The 14,879-nt window shown below is 62.2% G+C and carries 19 protein-coding genes and 1 tRNA gene; 7 read left to right on the top strand and 13 right to left on the bottom strand.

The genetic code is table 11. The features are described from left to right. Positions 1 to 20: 20 nt before the first annotated feature. Positions 21 to 740, bottom strand: a complete 720-nt coding sequence (locus HP546_RS01330; RefSeq protein ID WP_172218921.1) for an SOS response-associated peptidase family protein — start codon at positions 738 to 740, stop codon at positions 21 to 23. Positions 741 to 842: 102 nt separating this feature from the next. Here HP546_RS01330 and HP546_RS01325 point away from each other — a divergent pair, with 102 nt between their 5' ends. Next, on the top strand, positions 843 to 1,271 hold the full coding sequence (locus HP546_RS01325) for a LexA family transcriptional regulator (protein WP_172218919.1): 429 nt from the start codon (positions 843 to 845) through the stop codon (positions 1,269 to 1,271). Next, positions 1,261 to 2,535, top strand: coding sequence for a Y-family DNA polymerase (locus HP546_RS01320; RefSeq protein ID WP_172218917.1), 1,275 nt, complete (start codon positions 1,261 to 1,263; stop codon positions 2,533 to 2,535). Before HP546_RS01325 ends, HP546_RS01320 begins: the two co-directional genes overlap by 11 nt. Before the next feature lie 232 nt (positions 2,536 to 2,767). Here HP546_RS01320 and HP546_RS01315 read toward each other — a convergent pair whose 3' ends face one another. Both HP546_RS01315 and adhP read right to left on the bottom strand, forming a co-directional pair. After that, the gene (locus HP546_RS01315; protein ID WP_172218915.1) at positions 2,768 to 2,974 is read right to left on the bottom strand and encodes a DUF6434 domain-containing protein; all 207 of its coding nucleotides are present in this window, start codon (positions 2,972 to 2,974) and stop codon (positions 2,768 to 2,770) included. 89 nt (positions 2,975 to 3,063) lie between these two features. Next, positions 3,064 to 4,074, bottom strand: a complete 1,011-nt coding sequence (gene adhP, locus HP546_RS01310; protein ID WP_172218913.1) for an alcohol dehydrogenase AdhP — start codon at positions 4,072 to 4,074, stop codon at positions 3,064 to 3,066. A 405-nt stretch (positions 4,075 to 4,479) separates the two neighbouring features. Here adhP and HP546_RS01305 point away from each other — a divergent pair, with 405 nt between their 5' ends. Then, positions 4,480 to 4,677 (top strand): hypothetical protein, encoded by a 198-nt coding sequence (locus HP546_RS01305; RefSeq protein WP_172218911.1) that lies wholly within the window; start codon positions 4,480 to 4,482, stop codon positions 4,675 to 4,677. A gap of 1 nt (position 4,678) precedes the next feature. Here HP546_RS01305 and HP546_RS01300 read toward each other — a convergent pair whose 3' ends face one another. Both HP546_RS01300 and HP546_RS01295 read right to left on the bottom strand, forming a co-directional pair. After that, positions 4,679 to 5,092: a DoxX family protein gene (locus HP546_RS01300; RefSeq protein WP_172218909.1), complete on the bottom strand. Its 414-nt coding sequence runs from the start codon at positions 5,090 to 5,092 to the stop codon at positions 4,679 to 4,681. 104 nt (positions 5,093 to 5,196) lie between these two features. Beyond that, positions 5,197 to 5,281, bottom strand: a tRNA-Leu gene (locus HP546_RS01295). Between the two features lie 292 nt (positions 5,282 to 5,573). Here HP546_RS01295 and HP546_RS01290 point away from each other — a divergent pair. From HP546_RS01290 to HP546_RS01280, 3 genes are read left to right on the top strand one after another with little or no spacing between them, the layout of a single operon-like run. Continuing rightward, positions 5,574 to 6,734, top strand: coding sequence for a nitrogen regulation protein NR(II) (locus HP546_RS01290; RefSeq protein ID WP_172218907.1), 1,161 nt, complete (start codon positions 5,574 to 5,576; stop codon positions 6,732 to 6,734). A gap of 5 nt (positions 6,735 to 6,739) precedes the next feature. Then, positions 6,740 to 8,185 (top strand): ATPase domain-containing protein, encoded by a 1,446-nt coding sequence (locus tag HP546_RS01285; protein ID WP_172218905.1) that lies wholly within the window; start codon positions 6,740 to 6,742, stop codon positions 8,183 to 8,185. Between the two features lie 12 nt (positions 8,186 to 8,197). Further along, complete coding sequence (locus HP546_RS01280) at positions 8,198 to 8,551, top strand: response regulator (RefSeq protein ID WP_172218903.1); 354 nt, start codon at positions 8,198 to 8,200, stop codon at positions 8,549 to 8,551. 45 nt (positions 8,552 to 8,596) lie between these two features. Here the strand turns inward: HP546_RS01280 and csrA are convergent, their stop codons facing one another. The 8 genes from csrA to HP546_RS01240 all read right to left on the bottom strand — a co-directional run bounded on the left by csrA (position 8,597) and on the right by HP546_RS01240 (position 14,381). Then, entirely contained in the window at positions 8,597 to 8,794 is a 198-nt protein-coding gene (gene csrA, locus HP546_RS01275) for a carbon storage regulator CsrA (RefSeq protein WP_004375914.1), read from the bottom strand. A gap of 253 nt (positions 8,795 to 9,047) precedes the next feature. Then, entirely contained in the window at positions 9,048 to 10,070 is a 1,023-nt protein-coding gene (locus tag HP546_RS01270; protein ID WP_172218901.1) for a DNA topoisomerase IB, read from the bottom strand. A gap of 57 nt (positions 10,071 to 10,127) precedes the next feature. Next, on the bottom strand, positions 10,128 to 11,219 hold the full coding sequence (gene modC, locus HP546_RS01265; protein WP_172218899.1) for a molybdenum ABC transporter ATP-binding protein: 1,092 nt from the start codon (positions 11,217 to 11,219) through the stop codon (positions 10,128 to 10,130). A gap of 1 nt (position 11,220) precedes the next feature. Further along, a complete protein-coding gene (gene modB / locus HP546_RS01260; RefSeq protein WP_172218884.1) occupies positions 11,221 to 11,901 on the bottom strand; it encodes a molybdate ABC transporter permease subunit in 681 nt (226 codons plus the stop codon). Next, positions 11,901 to 12,659: a molybdate ABC transporter substrate-binding protein gene (modA, locus tag HP546_RS01255; protein WP_172218874.1), complete on the bottom strand. Its 759-nt coding sequence runs from the start codon at positions 12,657 to 12,659 to the stop codon at positions 11,901 to 11,903. Before modA ends, modB begins: the two co-directional genes overlap by 1 nt. Before the next feature lie 103 nt (positions 12,660 to 12,762). Continuing rightward, positions 12,763 to 13,851: a nitronate monooxygenase family protein gene (locus HP546_RS01250; protein ID WP_172218872.1), complete on the bottom strand. Its 1,089-nt coding sequence runs from the start codon at positions 13,849 to 13,851 to the stop codon at positions 12,763 to 12,765. A gap of 49 nt (positions 13,852 to 13,900) precedes the next feature. Further along, the gene (locus HP546_RS01245; RefSeq protein WP_172218871.1) at positions 13,901 to 14,071 is read right to left on the bottom strand and encodes a hypothetical protein; all 171 of its coding nucleotides are present in this window, start codon (positions 14,069 to 14,071) and stop codon (positions 13,901 to 13,903) included. A 7-nt stretch (positions 14,072 to 14,078) separates the two neighbouring features. After that, positions 14,079 to 14,381, bottom strand: a complete 303-nt coding sequence (locus tag HP546_RS01240; RefSeq protein ID WP_172218870.1) for a DUF1883 domain-containing protein — start codon at positions 14,379 to 14,381, stop codon at positions 14,079 to 14,081. Positions 14,382 to 14,540: 159 nt separating this feature from the next. On the opposite strand from HP546_RS01240, the gene HP546_RS01235 reads away from it, so the two are divergent. After that, positions 14,541 to 14,879 (top strand): hypothetical protein (locus HP546_RS01235; protein ID WP_172218869.1); only part of this gene is annotated, 339 nt, incomplete at its 3' end.

Raw genomic sequence — 14,879 nt, 5'->3', positions numbered from 1 at the left:
GATTCACGCTTTTACACAGTTTAGAACTCAAATTGCGCCTGTTGGTTCGTTCCGCCGAGCGGCATGATCAGCTCGGCGCCCTGGTTGCGCACATTGCCTACGGCTTTGCCCACCGGGTACCAGTGAAACGATGCTGCCGGCCGACATCCCTCCCGCACAATTTCAGCTGCGCGCTCGGCTGACGTGGTCGGGTCGAGCCATTCCCTGGCCGTGTCAGGTGTCAGCACCAGGGGCTTGCGGTCATGGATGTCCACCAGGCCCTGGTCTGCTGCAGCGGTAACGATCACAAAGCCGTCACACGGGTCTGGCTCCATACCTGGGTGAACTTCCGCCAGCGCGGCGAAGTACAGCGGGGCGCCATCGACGCCGGTGATGTACCAGGGTTGCTTGTGCTTCGGGTCGTGCTGGTCCGGGATCCACTCGAACCAGCCATTTGCTGGCGCCAGGGCTCTGCCGCCTGGCCACAGGTCTTTGAAAAATTTGCCGGTCATCACTGTTTCGGCCCGCGCGTTGATCGGGTCTGGTCGTTTTCCCTTCGCCCAGAAAGGCGACCAGCCCCATTTCACCCGGTCCACGCTCAGCCCGTCGTCAAGCTGGCGGACTACCTCTACGCGGGTCGACGGCGCCACGTTGTAGCGGTTGATCGGTTCATGGTCGTACCCGTTGATCACCACCAGGTCCAGCGACAGCTGGCGCAGGTAATGATCCATCGACTCGTAGATCGAGTACCGTCCACACATTTCCCACCTCTCGCCTGTCAGAAATTTCGTCGCTCAGGATTGACCGGACGACCGATGCCGGATTTACTGTATATGCATACAGTTTGCGTCGAGCCGTCCATCATGACCATTACTTTTCTGGGTACGCCCGCCGGCGGTACCCAACCCATCCCGCTTTACGCGTTCCAGATTCCGGCCGGGTTTCCGTCACCTGCGGCGGACCATCTGGAAGGCCATATATCGCTCGATGAATTGTTCGACCTCCGCGCGCCGCATGTGTATCTGGTAAAGGTAGAAGGCGACAGCATGCAGGGGGCCGGTATCTACTCTGGCGATATCGTCATCGTCGACCGTGGGCGCGAGGCGGAGCATGGCGATATCGTGATCGCCGCGGTCAATACCGAGCCGGTGTGCAAGCGCCTGCATCGGCGTGACGGGGTGGTGATACTCAAGTCGGAAAACCCGGCGTATCCGCCGCGCTACATCATGGAAGGCGACGATCTGCTCGTTTGGGGCGTGGTGCGTTATAGCGTGCGTGACCATGCGCAGTGACCCGGTGTTTGCGTTGATTGATTGCAATTCGTTTTATGCAAGTTGCGAGCGGGTGTTCCGGCCGGACCTGGCCAAGACCCCGATCGTGGTGCTGAGCAACAACGACGGTTGCGTGATCGCCAGGTCGTATGACGCGAAACCGTTCGTGAAAATGGGTGAACCGTACTTCCAGGCCAGGGACAGGCTGCGCCGTCACGGCGTCCTGGCCTTCAGCAGCAATTACGCGCTCTACGGCGACATGAGCGAGCGCGTCACGACATTGATCGAGTCGATGGTGCCGGCGGTCGAGATCTACAGCATCGACGAGTGTTTCGCCGACCTCAGCGGCATTGCGCAAAACCTTACCCAGTTTGGCCACAACGTGCGCGCCCGGGTGTTCAAGTGCACGGGCATTCCGGTGGGTGTGGGTATCGCCAGCACCAAGACGCTTGCCAAGCTGGCAAACCACATGGCGAAACGACTGCAGGCTCACACCGGTGGCGTGGTAGATATTTGCGACCCGTTCAAACGGGACTGGGTGCTGCGCAATACCGAGGTGAAGGAAGTCTGGGGAATTGGCCGGAAGATGACTGCGCACCTCGAGGCAATGGGCATACGCACGGCCATGGACCTGGCCAGGGCCGACGCCCGCACGCTGCGTGACAGGTTCAGCGTGGTGGTGGAGAAAACGGCCCGGGAGCTGGCCGGTACACCCTGCCTGGAACTGGATGAAGCCGAGCCGCCGAAACAGGAAATCTGCTGCAGCCGGATGTTCGGCAAGCGGCTCACCGAACTGACGCCGATCACGCAGGCAGTGGCCACTTACGTCGGTCGTGCGGCGGAAAAACTGCGCGCCCAGGGCTCGGTGTGCAAGCGCATGCGGGTAAGTATCCGCACCGGCATGTTCAACCCGGACGAGGCCCACCATGCCCAGGGTGCGCTGGTCGAGCTGCCGTATCCAACGTGTGACACGTTGTTGCTGACGCGGTTGGCCACCGATGCGGTAGCGCGTATTTTTCGGCCTGGGTTTCGATACAGCAAAGCCGAAGTGCTGCTGATGGATCTTCGCCAGCCGGGGGAGTTTTCAGAGGACCTGTTTGCGCTCAAGCAGTCAGTGGCGTGCGGCCGGCTGATGCAAGTGATGGACAACATCAACGAGCGCTGGGGCAGGGGGACGATGCGGGCTGCCAGTGTTCCGGCGGTACCGGACTGGGGCATGCGGCGGGAGCTGATGAGCCAGTCCTTTACAACGCGGATCGATCAGCTGTGGACGGTCAAATCTTGAACCTCCTGGCCGTTTTCCCGGTCATCAGAACAGACAGCGACTTGCTGGTCGCAGGATTCTGAAATATTCGGAAGCTATCGTTGGGATCTTCAAGTGGGTTCCACCGACGACGGAGTCATGAAATGGACTATTCAAGCATGGTTGAATCGTTGGATAAAATCCTGAAAGAAGCGGCCATGGCTGAAGATTGCAAAGCGGCGCACACGTGCCTACACGCATCTGAGGCTGACGGTCACCGGTGCATACGTAGCCATTCATCTGCCACTTCACCCATGGTGGATGGCGTCCCGCTCTTGATCCAGGCCATGAATGTGCGGTCGAACCTGAATGCCTCGCCGCATTCGCTCAGCAGAAACTGACGAACTTTCTGGGTGTTGCGGTAATGCTTGTCCAGCGGGGTGGTGCGGGTGATCGGGCCGGCGTGCCAGTCGAAGCTCATGGTCTGTTCCTTGACGCCCAGCAAAGTAAAAAAGCCCGTAGAGGACGTCTGCGGGCTCATTACGGGTTGTGACATCGACCTTCAGGCTATCAGCCTTCGAACTGGATCACCATTCGCCCCTTGATCTTGCCCTCGAGCATCTCCTCAAAGATCTGGTTGATGTCCTCGATCGGCCGCAGGGTCACCTTGGGCACCACCTTGCCTTCAGCGGCAAACTGGAAGGCTTCCTGCAGGTCCTGCCGTGTGCCCACCAGCGAACCGATCACTTCGATGCCATCCAGCACCAGGCGCGGGATGTTCAGGTTCATGGCTTCTGATGGCAGCCCGACGGCAACCAGGCGGCCACCGGCGCGCAGGGCGTCGACGGCGGAGTCGAAGGCCGCCTTGGCTACGGCAGTAACCACAGCGGCATGGGCGCCGCCGGTCTTGGCCTGGATGACCTTGGCCGCGTCTTCGCTGCGTGGGTTGACGACCAGGTCGGCGCCCATTTCGCTGGCGAAGCGCAATTGCTCATCGTTGACGTCGATGGCAATCACTTTGGCGTTGAACACGTTCTTGGCGTATTGCAGGGCCAGGTTGCCCAGGCCGCCGAGGCCGTAGATGGCGATCCACTGGCCGGGGCGGATGTTGGAAATTTTCACCGCCTTGTAGGTGGTCACGCCGGCGCAGGTAACGCTGCTGGCGGCGGCGGAGTCGAGCCCGTCGGGCACTTTTACCGAGTAGTCGGCCTTGACGATGCAGGCCTCGGCCATGCCACCGTCCACGGTGTAGCCGGAGTTCTTCACTTCGCGGCACAAGGTTTCATTGCCGCTGGTGCAGTATTCGCAGTGCCCGCAGCCCTGGTAGAACCACGCAACGCTGGCGCGGTCACCGGGTTTGAGCGAGGTGACGCCGGGGCCTACCTGCTGAACCACGCCAATGCCTTCATGGCCCAGCACGACGCCGGTCTTGTCACCGAAATCGCCATTTTTCACGTGCAGGTCCGTGTGGCACACCCCGCAGCACTGCATCTTCAGCAGCGCTTCGCCGTGTTCGAGGGGGCGCAGGGTTTTTTCCACCACCTGCACGCGACGGCCTGGTGCAACAACAGCAGCTTTCATAAGAGCCTCCGTGTCTATCCGAGTGAGCTTGGGTTATGGCTGGGTTAGCATAGCCCTTGCCTGGTCGGGGAAAACTGCTTCAGGTCATGGGTCGGTATGGCGAATACCTGAAAAGCTTCAAAAAAGAAAAGCCCGCGGCAAGAATGCGGCGGGCTGCAAGAACATACGGAGCGAGACCAGTGTGCCCACCTGGATGTCATCATTTTGTGAAGATCAGGTCGGCAGCGTGTCATGTCTCACTTGGGTAAATGCATAAAAAAGCCCGCCATGAAAGGCGGGCAAATGACGTTTTGAAGGGAGAGCCTGCAGACTGGACCTGGCCGGTTAACCCAGCATTAAGCGGCAACGCATTGACCTGCAAAGGCGATCAGCCTATACAGGCCTGCCACTTGCCCAGGAGCCAGCATGCACGACGAAGACGACCTGCACGAACCCGAACACGATCACCTGCTTGATCACGAATTTCTCTACGAAGACATGGAGCCCGAGGCGGATGCCCAAGGCGCCGAGGATGAGGTGGAGGAGGACGAGGAAACGCTGGATGACCTCGATGATGAGGAGCGCGATCACCCAGCCTGGTTTGACGACTGCGTAGACGATTGAATCAGCGCCCGTCCACCGAGAAGCGCCCTGGGCCGCTTACGGCCAGCAACAGCAAGCCGCCCATGATGGCGAGGTTCTTCAGGAACTGGGTCATGTTGGCGCTGCGCTCGGGGTCGACCATGTTCCAGAACGGGTGCCCGAGCAGCGCCGTGCCCAGCACGAACAGGGCAAACAGCAAGGCCAGCGGCCGCGTATAGAAGCCGAGGACCAGCAGGATGCCGACAACGAACTCCATCAGCACGGCAATGCCAGCTGCCAGCATCGGGGCAGGGGCGCCCAGCGAGGTCATGTAGCCAACCGTGCCGTCAAAGCCAGTCAGCTTTGCCCAGCCAGACAGGACGAACAGGATCATCAGCAGCACGCGGGCAATCAGGATAATGATGTCGCGTTGGCCATCGAGCAGGGAGTAGCGCATGGTGGCGTTCCAGTGGACGGGGACAAGCTCCACTTTAGCAGCTGCGCAAAACATTGCTGGCAGGCAGCAAAAAGGCGCCGCAGGGGCGCCTTTTCACAGAAGTTTGGTGCGAGTGGCGGGACTCGAACCCGCAAGGCTCACGCCGACAGATTTTAAGTCTGCTGTGTATACCAATTCCACCACACTCGCACGCTTGAAGGGGTCGCAACGACCAGCTCGCTTCTAAGTAGAAGGGCTTCGCAATCAAGCGCGCTTTATAACCCATCGTTATAGTTGAGTCAACCACAGCACCTATCATCAACAGAATGAACGGTCGATCAAATGCTCAATTGACACCTTGCTGTCATTGCGCCACTGTTGCGGTTTTACCTGGCCCAGTGCTTGTCGAAGAGTGCTGACTGGCGGTAGTTGTCTGGGTGCCCATCGGCGGGCGCCTGGGTTACCCTCATTTAGTTCCTGCTGCTGTGCCAGTGGAGTATTCATGGTTTCAGCTGACTGTCTCGACCACCCTGTCATGCCCGCCCACCGCTATGAACAGCTGGTTCAGTCGGTGGTCGACTACGCCATCTACATGCTCGACCCTTCCGGCCATGTGGTGTCGTGGAATGCGGGCGCGCAACGGATCAAGGGTTACCGCGCCGACGAAGTGATCGGCCAGCATTTTTCGCTGTTTTTCACCCCTCAGGATTGTGCCGATGGCCGACCCGAACGCTTGCTGCGCCAAGCGCTGGAACAGGGTGTGGCACAGGATGAAGGCTGGCGGGTACGCAAGGACGGCACGCAGTTCTGGGCCTTGGCGGCGCTGGATGTGATCCGCGATGATCTCGGCCAGATCGTTGGCCTGGCCAAGGTTACCCGCGACATTACCGACCGCCGTGAGTCGGCCATGCAGCTGGATGCCGTGCGCGCCCAGTTGTTCCAGGCGCAGAAGCTTGAAGCACTCGGCCAGTTGACCGGTGGCCTGGCGCATGACTTCAACAACATGCTGACCATCATCATCAGCTCGGCGCGCCTGGCGCTGGCTACCCAAGATCCGTTGCGGGCCCAGCGCATGCTGCAGCACATCCTCGATGCCGGGCAGCGGGGCACTGAACTGACCCAGCAATTGCTCAGCTTTGCCCGCCATCGCAAGCTCGATGTGACGTGCGTCGCACCGGCTGATCTGGTAACCGCGACCCGTGGCCTGCTGGAGCATGCATTGCCTGATGCGGTTGACCTGCACGTCGTGCTGCAACCGGACCTACCGTTGATCGAGGTGGATGCCGGGCAGTTGCAGATGGTGCTGCTCAACCTGCTGTTCAATGCCCGCGATGCCATCACCGGGCAGGGCCGGATCAGCCTGATGGTGGATGTGGTCGAACTGGTTGGCGAGGTGGAAGGGTTGCGCGGCAGCTTCGTGCGTTTCGAAGTGCAGGACAGCGGCGAGGGTATTGCGCCAGAGGTATTGCCACGTATTTTCGAGCCGTTTTTCACCACCAAGCCTTTTGGCAAAGGCACCGGCCTGGGCCTTAGCCAGGTGTATGGCTTTGCCAGGCAGAGCGGTGGTGCGATTTGCGTCGACAGCGACCCCGGCCATGGAACTTGCATGCAGCTTTACTTGCCAGTGTACCAGCCTCCGACAGACAGCCAACTCCACAGGTAGACAGCATGGCACAGGCACTCAAGCGGCTGGTGACGGGCATACAAGGCCTTGATGCGTTGCTCAAGGGTGGCCTGGTTGCCGGTTCGTCCTACATCATTCAAGGCCCGCCGGGTGCCGGCAAGACCATCCTGGCCAATCAGCTGGCGTGTGGTCATGTGCGCTCCGGCGGCCGGGTACTGGTAGCCACGCTGCTCAGCGAATCGCATGAGCGGCTGTTCCAGTACCTGGCCACCCTGGACTTCTTCGACCCGGCACTGGTGGGCGACCAGATCCAGTTCGTCAGCGCCTTCGATACCCTCGAACAGGAAGGGCTGGATGCGGTGGTGCGCTTGCTGCGCCAGGAAATCGCCCGGCAGCAGGCCAGCCTGCTGATCGTCGACGGGGTGCTCAATGCCCGCGTGCGCGCGGAAACCGCGCTGGACACCAAGAAGTTCGTCTCCGAACTGCAGGGCCATGCGGCCTTTGCCGGCTGCACCTTGCTGTTGCTGACCAGTGCCCGGCTGGACGAGGGCAGCCCGGAGCACACCATGGTCGACGGGGTGATCGAACTGGGTGAACAGCTGGTGGGCAGCCGCGCCGTGCGCCATGTCCAGTTGCGCAAGACGCGCGGCAGTGCGGCGTTGTCAGGGCGCCACGAGTGCCTTATCGATGAAGCGGGCATGCACGTGTTTCCGCGGCTGGAGTCGCTGTTCAGCCACCCTAGCCAGATGGGCAACGCAAACCTTGGGCGTGTCACCAGCGGTGTGGCCGACCTGGATGAAATGCTTGACGGTGGCCTGGCTACCGGTTCGGTCAGCCTGCTGATCGGGCCTTCGGGCATTGGCAAGACATCGTTGGGCCTGGCGTTTCTCGGCGCCAGCACTGTGCAGGCCCCTGGGCTGCATTTCGGCTTTTACGAAACGCCCGAACGGCTGCGCAACAAAGCCGCATCGTTGGGCTATGACTTTACCGCAATGGAGCAGGGCGGCAGCCTTCAGTTGTTCTGGCAGCCGACCACAGAGGGCTTGCTGGACCAGGTTGGCGCACGCCTGCTAAAGCAGGTGGAGGCGCACGGTAGCAAGCGCGTGCTGATCGACAGCCTTGGCGCATTCAGCCGCCTTGCCATCGACCCGACACGGCTCAATGCGTTTTTCCGTGCCTTGGCTGGCGAGCTGCGCGCGCGCGATGTAAGCGTGATGCTGACCTGGGAAATGCGCGACATCTTCGGTTCGGAAATCAGCGCGCCCGCGCCAGACCTGTCGAGCATTGTCGACAACCTGGTGCTGATGCGCTTCGTCGAACTGGATTCGCAGCTGCGGCGCATGCTGTCGATTCTCAAGGTGCGTGACAGCCACCATGACCCCGCCTTGCACGAGCTGCTGATCGGGCCGCAGGGCATTAACTTGCGCAAGGCGTTCGAAGGTGCCAGTGGTGTGCTTTCGGGAACGCCCGTACCGCAAGGGAGCGGCTAACAGGATGAGCAGATGAACACCATCCTGATCGTCGATGACGAGTACCTGATCGCCGATATCCTCGGCTTCGCCCTGGAAGACGAAGGCTACGCGGTGGAAAAGGCGAGCAACGGCTGCAAGGCCCTGGAGGCGCTGAAGGAGAAGCGCGTGCAGCTGGTTATCACCGACTACATGATGCCGCTGCTCAATGGCGAGGAATTGGTGCGCTCAATGCGTGAAGACCCGTCCTTGAGCGAGTTGCCGGTCATCCTCATGAGTGGCGCGCAGGCCAACCAGGGATGCCCGGAACTGTTCGCCGCCGTGTTCGACAAACCGTTCGACATGGATTGTATGATCGCCAAGGTGCGCGAACTGCTGGGCACCTGAGGCGCGGGGCGATCAAGCGCATCCGTGCGGCTTGAGGCAAGTCGCTCAGTGCGAGTCGTCGTGCTTTTCCGGGGCCGGGCTGCCGGCCTGGATGCGTTTGAAGATCTCTTCGCGATGAACCTGGACATCTTTCGGTGCATCGATACCGATCCTCACCTGCATCCCTTTGACGCCCAGAATGGTGACTTTGATGTCATCGTTGATGACGATGCTTTCGCCAACCTTACGGGTGAGTATCAGCATGTAGTTCTCCTTGGTGATGTAAAAAACCGTCGGGCCAGTTGCCTCGGCGGCGGGAGCGTGTCCCTCTTCCTTCTCATTAAAGACGCTTTCGGCGGATAGTAATTCCCCGACAGACAAATTCTGTTGCGTGTCTTCAGTTGCAGGTGGCTGGGCAAACCGTCAGCGGTTTGTCGGCCAAGGTGCTCGGTGTCAAGGATAGGGCGCTTGGCGACCAATGGGAAATTTCTTCGCATCATGGGCTGAATAGACAGGCTCAATGGGCCTCCTGTTCCTCAAGTGCCTGTAAAAACAGCAGCAATGCGACTTCTTCGGGGTCCAGCCCCTTGCGTACCCGGTTTTTCGGCAGGTTGGCCAGACGCCCCAGTGCATAGTGCTCGAGTACAGCAGGGTGAATGTAACAGCGCCGGCACACCGCGGGTGTATTGCCCAGGCGCGCGGCCACTTGGCGGACAATGCCGGCCACTTGGCGCTTGGCCTCGGTTTCGGGTTCCCAGGCCAGCGGCCGTAGCAGGTCCAGGGCCAGGCTGCTGCCGGCCCAGGTGCGGTAGTCCTTGGCGGTGAAGTCGGCGCCGGTAAGCTGTTGCAGAAACTGGTTGACCTCGCTGGAGCCGACACTGTGACGCTGGCCGTCTTCATCCAGGTACTGGAACAGCGCCTGGCCGGGCAACTCCATGCAGCGCTTGAGCAGGCTGGCCAGGCGCCGGTCATTGAGGGTGACGTTGTGCTCGACGCCGCGTTTGCCGCGGAACTGGAAACGGATAGTGCTGCCCTTGATCTGCACATGGCGGTTACGCAGCGTAGTCAGCCCGTAGGACTGGTTGTCGCGCAGGTAGCGCTGGTTGCCAATGCGGATCAGGGTATGGTCCAGCAGGCTCACCACCAGCGCCATGACCTTTTCGCGGTCCAGGCCTGGCCGGGCGAGATGGTTTTCCAGTTGCGCCCGCAGCTTGGGCAGGGTCTGGGCAAAGGCCAGCATGCGCCCGTACTTGTGCTGGTCGCGCAGCTCGCGCCACTGCACGTGGTAGCGGTACTGCTTGCGGCCACGGGCATCGATACCGGTTGCCTGCAGGTGGCCCATGGGGTCGGCGCAGATCCACACATCGGTATAGGCCGGTGGGATCACCAGCGCGGCGATGCGCGCCAGGGTTTCGCTGTCGCGCACCCGCTGGCCATCGGCATCCAGATAGATGAAGCGGTCGCGCCAGCGCTTGCGGGTCAGGCCCGGCTGGCTGTCGTCAACGTAATGCAGGGTACGCGGCAGAGGGCAGTCGAGCATGTGCGGCAAGCCTCGATCAAGTTACTGATCAATGGACAACAGCCGCTTCGGGGTTGCTCAGCCCAACAGCGCGACCGACTTGATCTGGGCAAACAGCATCTGCCCCGGGTGCAAGCCCAGCTGGTCAGCCGAGAAGCGCGTGATGCGGGCCAGCAGGGGGCTGCCGCCGGCATCCAGGCTGACCAGCACATGCGCGGGGTTCTCGGCCGGTCGGCTTTCGCGCACGCGCACCGCCAAGCGGTTGAGAATGCTCGAGGTGCTGTCGGCTGCCAGCGCCAGGCTGACGTCACGGGCCTGTACCTTGACGCGCAAGGTGCTGCCCATCACATGCGCCGGGTGAGCGATGCGCAGCAACGGCCCAGTGCTACCGGGCAGGCGCAGGTCGAGCAGGTCGTAGTACGGGTCGTGGCCCACCACCATGCCCTCGAACACCACGCCGGCATCCTCGCCCTGGGCCAGCGACAGGTCGAGGCGGGCCAAGGTTTCGCCAATCGGGCCGCTGGCCACCGCCTGGCCTTGCTCCAGCAGCACCAGGTGGTCGGCCAGCCGCGCCACTTCATCCTGGGCGTGGCTGACGTACACCAGCGGGATGTCCAGTTCGTCGTGCAGGCGCTCCAGGTAGGGCAGGATCTCGCGCTTTCGCGGCCCATCGAGGGCAGCCAGAGGCTCGTCCATCAACAACAGGCGCGGGCTGCTGAGCAGGGCGCGGGCAATGCCTACCCGCTGCGCCTCGCCCCCGGACAAGGTGGCGGGGCGGCGTTGCAGCAGGTGGCCGATCCCCAGCAGCTGGCTGGCCTGGTCGAGGCTGACCTTGCGTTCAGCCGGGGCCACCCGGCGCCAGCCGAACTCCAGGTTGCCACGTACCGACAGGTGCGGGAACAGGCTGGCCTCCTGGAACACGTAGCCCACCGGGCGCAGGTGCGGTGCCTGGAAGTAGCCGCGGTCGCTGTCTTCCCAGACTTCACCGTTGACCTCGATATAGGCGCTGGCAGCCCGCTCCAGCCCGGCCAGGCAGCGCAGGCAGCTGGTCTTGCCCGAGCCCGAGTGGCCGAACAGCGCGCTGATGCCGCGCCCTGGCAGTAGCAGGTCGACATCCAGGGTAAATTCGTCGCGCGCCAGTTTCAGGCGCGCCACAATCGATGCGGTCATTTCAGCTCCAGCCAGCCTTGCCGCGGCGTCCGGCGTACAGCAGGAGCAGCACCAGGAAAGAGAACACCAGCATGGCACCGGCCAGCCAGTGGGCTTGCGAATACTCCATGGCCTCGACGTGATCGAAGATCTGTACCGAAACCACGCGGGTCTTGTCAGGGATGTTGCCACCGATCATCAGCACCACACCGAATTCGCCCACCGTGTGGGCGAAGCCGAGGATGCTGGCGGTGATGAAGCCGGGCCGCGCCAGGGGCAGCACCACATGGACGAACGTGTCCCAAGGGCTGGCACGCAGTGTCGCCGCCACTTCCAGCGGGCGCTGGCCGATGGCGCCGAAGGCGTTCTGCAGCGGCTGGACCACGAACGGCAGGGAATACACCGTAGAACCGATCACCAGGCCGGTGAAGCTGAATACCACGGTGCCCAGGCCCAGTGCCTGGGTCGCCTGGCCCAGCCAGCCGTGCGGGCCGAGGGCGATCAGCAGGTAGAAGCCGATCACCGTTGGCGGCAGCACCAGCGGCAGCGCCACCACGGCGCCCACCGGCCCGCGCAGCCAGGAGCGCGTGCGCGCCAGCCACCAGGCGATGGGTGTGCCGATAATCAGCAGGATCAGGGTGGTCAGGCTGGCCAGCTTGATGGTCAGCCAGATGGCACCCAGGTCACTGGCGTCCAGTGGCATCAGATTTCATAGCCGTAGGACTTGATCACTGCAGCGGCTTTCGGGCCTTTCAGGTAATCGACCAGGGCCTTGGCGGCCGGATTGTCCTTGCCTTTGTCGAGAATGACGGCGTCCTGGCGGATCGGGTCGTGCAGTTCGGAAGGGACGATCCAGGCCGAGCCGTTGGTGACCTTGCCGTCGTTGTAGATTTGCGACAGCGCCACGAAGCCCAGCTCGGCGTTGCCGGTGGAAACGAACTGGAAGGCCTGGGTGATGTTCTGGCCTTCGACGATCTTGCCCTTGGTGGCGTCAGTCAGCTTGAGCTTGTCCAGAACCTGGGTGGCAGCCAGGCCATAAGGCGCAGCTTTCGGGTTGGCGATGGACAGGTGCTTGTACGCGTTCATTTTCAGCACGTCGCCTTTGGCGTCTACATAACCGTCCTTGGCCGACCACAAGGCCAAGGTGCCGATGGCGTAGGTGAAGCGCGAACCCGGGACGATTGCCTTTTCCTGTTCAAGCTTGGCCGGGGTGCTGTCATCTGCGGCGAGGAACACTTCGAACGGGGCACCGTTCTTGATCTGTGCGTAGAACTGCCCGGTAGCACCATAGGCGGCGACCAGCTTGTGGCCGGTGTCCTTCTCGAAATCCTTGGCGATGGCCTGGATCGGCGCTGTAAAGTTTGCTGCGACCGCAACCTGGACTTCATCGGCCCAGGCAGTGTTGAAGGCGAACAGGCTGGCCAGGGCGGTGACGGCCAGGCAGGACGGGCGGACACGCATGAATACAGCTCCTTGGGGTTAACGTTATGGCCTTAACTATATAGCGGTAGGCCATTTGCCGGGAAGGGGCTGATCGATTCGCCCGCGAAAGGGCCAAACCTGCTTAAGAAGATGCCTGACACCCGACCATTGCCAGCGCCTTGCAGGCAATTTCGCGGGTCAATTCGCCAGCGGGCATATGCCTGCCCAGGCGCAGCGCCTGCCCCGACCACAGGTTGCTGAAGTCGCTGTTGCCCTGCGGCTCGGTGATCGCACGCAGGGGCATCAATGCCCCGCCCGCCAGCGGAAAGCGCGGGGCCAGGTCATTCATCGGTCCCAGTTCGCGCATGATGCGGTTATTGATACCCCGCGCCGGGCGACCGGTGAACAGGTTGGTCAGCGCCGTGTCGCTGGCAGGGGCGCTGTCCAGGGCCCGGCGATGCGCTGGCGAAACCTTGGCCTCGGGGCAGAACAGGTAAGCCGTGCCGATCTGCACGGCCGCAGCGCCCAGGGCCAGTGCTGCCACCAGGCCGCGGTGGTCGCCAATGCCGCCAGCGGCAATCACCGGCACGCTCACCGCGTCGGCCACCTGCGGCACCAGGGCAAAGGTGCCGATCTGGCTGGTGATGTCGCTGCTCAGGAACATGCCGCGGTGGCCGCCGGCCTCATAGCCCATGGCGATGATCGCGTCACAGCCATTGCGCTCCAGCCAGACGGCCTCTTCCACGGTGGTGGCGCTGGACAGTACCTTGGCACCGCTGGCCTTGACCCGTTGCAGCAGGTCGGCCTGGGGCAAGCCGAAGTGGAAGCTCACCACTTCCGGGCGCAACGCCTCGACCAGTTGGCAGCTCTGCTCATCGAACGGCGCGCGGTTGGACACTGGCGTGGGCGCCGCGAAATCGGCACCCACTTCACGGTAATAAGGTTCAAGCGCCTGCTTCCAGCGTGCGTCGTGCTCGGCATCGGGCGCTGGCGGCTGGTGGCAGAAGAAGTTCAGGTTCAGTGGGCGGCCCGGGCAGCCGCTGCGAAAGGCGGCGATCTCGGCGCGCACCTGTTCGCCCGTAAGCATGGCGCAGGGCAGGGCGCCCAGCCCGCCAGCCAGGCCCACGGCAATCGCCATCGGCGCGCCGGTCGCACCCGCCATGGGCGCCTGGAGCACAGGCAACTCGATGCCCAGCAGGTCGAGGATACGGCGGTCGGGCCAATGGCTCATGCGATTCTCCTTGCGCGGGGCTGGCGGTGCGGCGGGGCTTACGGCAGTTTTACAGGGCCTTGCTGACCTGGATGTCGCTGATCTTGTCGGCGTCGTCGCCGTGGATCTTGCGCAGGGCATCGAGGGCTTGCTCGAGAGAGGCATCGGGCATCAGCGCGAAGTCCCAGCGGCGCTCGCCGTCGAGCTTGTATTTGATGACGTACTTGATGATCTGGGTCATGGTGGCCTTATCTGAGTTTCGACGACGAACGACGGATGATCTTGATCTTGTGGGTCAGGGTCGGCTTGCGGGTGACCGAGATCGGGCGGGTGGTCACGGTATCGATGGTGATGTTCCAGAAGCCGGTGCTGGGCACCGTGATCTTTGCCGGGAACTGCTCGAAATGGCCGCCGTGGTAGGTGTGACGGCCGCCATTCTTGAAGCTGCGGAAGTTGGCGTCGTTCATCAGGCGGATATTGCAGCGCTGGGAGCACTCGACGACGACGATGTCGTCTTCGTTGAGGTGCTCGCGCTGGTGTACGAATTTCATGTGATGCTCCGCAAGGTTTGGATCTGCAAAGGCAAAAGATACCACGATGTGTCGATACACTGCCGCGCTGTTCGCCGGGCGTGGATAAATCTGCCAGTACGGGGAGCAAAATCGCCTGGTCGTGGTCGAACCGAATTCTTGATGGCGGAGGTGCTGCAAATGAAGTGGATGGTGGCGGCGTTGTCGGTAGCGCTGGGTGGCTGTGTCAGTGTTGCAGAGCTGGAACAGTCGCATGAAACACTGGATGTGATGTCTGGCAAGAGCCCGCGCGAGTATGCCGATTGCATCAAGCAGAAGCTGGCCGAGACCCGCGACCCGCTGACCGAAGAGCAGCGTGGGGATGGCCTGCGGCTGATCGTGCCGCAGAAGATCACCTCGGGGGTGGGCCCGGCGGCGCTGGTGGACATCGACAAGCGTGGCAGTGGCAGCAGCATCACGCTGCACGAACGGTTGAACAACTTCCCGCTGCGCTTGGGTGATGTGCGCACGGCGGCTACC

This window comes from Pseudomonas sp. CM25 (assembly GCF_013179705.1).
GTDB lineage: Bacteria > Pseudomonadota > Gammaproteobacteria > Pseudomonadales > Pseudomonadaceae > Aquipseudomonas.
The sequence above is the reverse complement of the archived record's forward strand: the minus strand, read 5'-3'. Positions and strand labels throughout refer to the sequence as shown.

Bases quoted from the DNA above. Each gene is read 5' to 3' on its own strand.
- HP546_RS01330 (WP_172218921.1), bottom strand. From the start codon at position 740: ATGTGTGGACGGTACTCGATCTACGAGTCGATGGATCATTACCTGCGC.
- HP546_RS01325 (WP_172218919.1), top strand. From the start codon at position 843: ATGACCATTACTTTTCTGGGTACGCCCGCCGGCGGTACCCAACCCATC.
- HP546_RS01320 (WP_172218917.1), top strand. From the start codon at position 1,261: ATGCGCAGTGACCCGGTGTTTGCGTTGATTGATTGCAATTCGTTTTAT.
- HP546_RS01315 (WP_172218915.1), bottom strand. From the start codon at position 2,974: ATGAGCTTCGACTGGCACGCCGGCCCGATCACCCGCACCACCCCGCTG.
- adhP (WP_172218913.1), bottom strand. From the start codon at position 4,074: ATGAAAGCTGCTGTTGTTGCACCAGGCCGTCGCGTGCAGGTGGTGGAA.
- HP546_RS01305 (WP_172218911.1), top strand. From the start codon at position 4,480: ATGCACGACGAAGACGACCTGCACGAACCCGAACACGATCACCTGCTT.
- HP546_RS01300 (WP_172218909.1), bottom strand. From the start codon at position 5,092: ATGCGCTACTCCCTGCTCGATGGCCAACGCGACATCATTATCCTGATT.
- HP546_RS01290 (WP_172218907.1), top strand. From the start codon at position 5,574: ATGGTTTCAGCTGACTGTCTCGACCACCCTGTCATGCCCGCCCACCGC.
- HP546_RS01285 (WP_172218905.1), top strand. From the start codon at position 6,740: ATGGCACAGGCACTCAAGCGGCTGGTGACGGGCATACAAGGCCTTGAT.
- HP546_RS01280 (WP_172218903.1), top strand. From the start codon at position 8,198: ATGAACACCATCCTGATCGTCGATGACGAGTACCTGATCGCCGATATC.
- csrA (WP_004375914.1), bottom strand. From the start codon at position 8,794: ATGCTGATACTCACCCGTAAGGTTGGCGAAAGCATCGTCATCAACGAT.
- HP546_RS01270 (WP_172218901.1), bottom strand. From the start codon at position 10,070: ATGCTCGACTGCCCTCTGCCGCGTACCCTGCATTACGTTGACGACAGC.
- modC (WP_172218899.1), bottom strand. From the start codon at position 11,219: ATGACCGCATCGATTGTGGCGCGCCTGAAACTGGCGCGCGACGAATTT.
- modB (WP_172218884.1), bottom strand. From the start codon at position 11,901: ATGCCACTGGACGCCAGTGACCTGGGTGCCATCTGGCTGACCATCAAG.
- modA (WP_172218874.1), bottom strand. From the start codon at position 12,659: ATGCGTGTCCGCCCGTCCTGCCTGGCCGTCACCGCCCTGGCCAGCCTG.
- HP546_RS01250 (WP_172218872.1), bottom strand. From the start codon at position 13,851: ATGAGCCATTGGCCCGACCGCCGTATCCTCGACCTGCTGGGCATCGAG.
- HP546_RS01245 (WP_172218871.1), bottom strand. From the start codon at position 14,071: ATGACCCAGATCATCAAGTACGTCATCAAATACAAGCTCGACGGCGAG.
- HP546_RS01240 (WP_172218870.1), bottom strand. From the start codon at position 14,381: ATGAAATTCGTACACCAGCGCGAGCACCTCAACGAAGACGACATCGTC.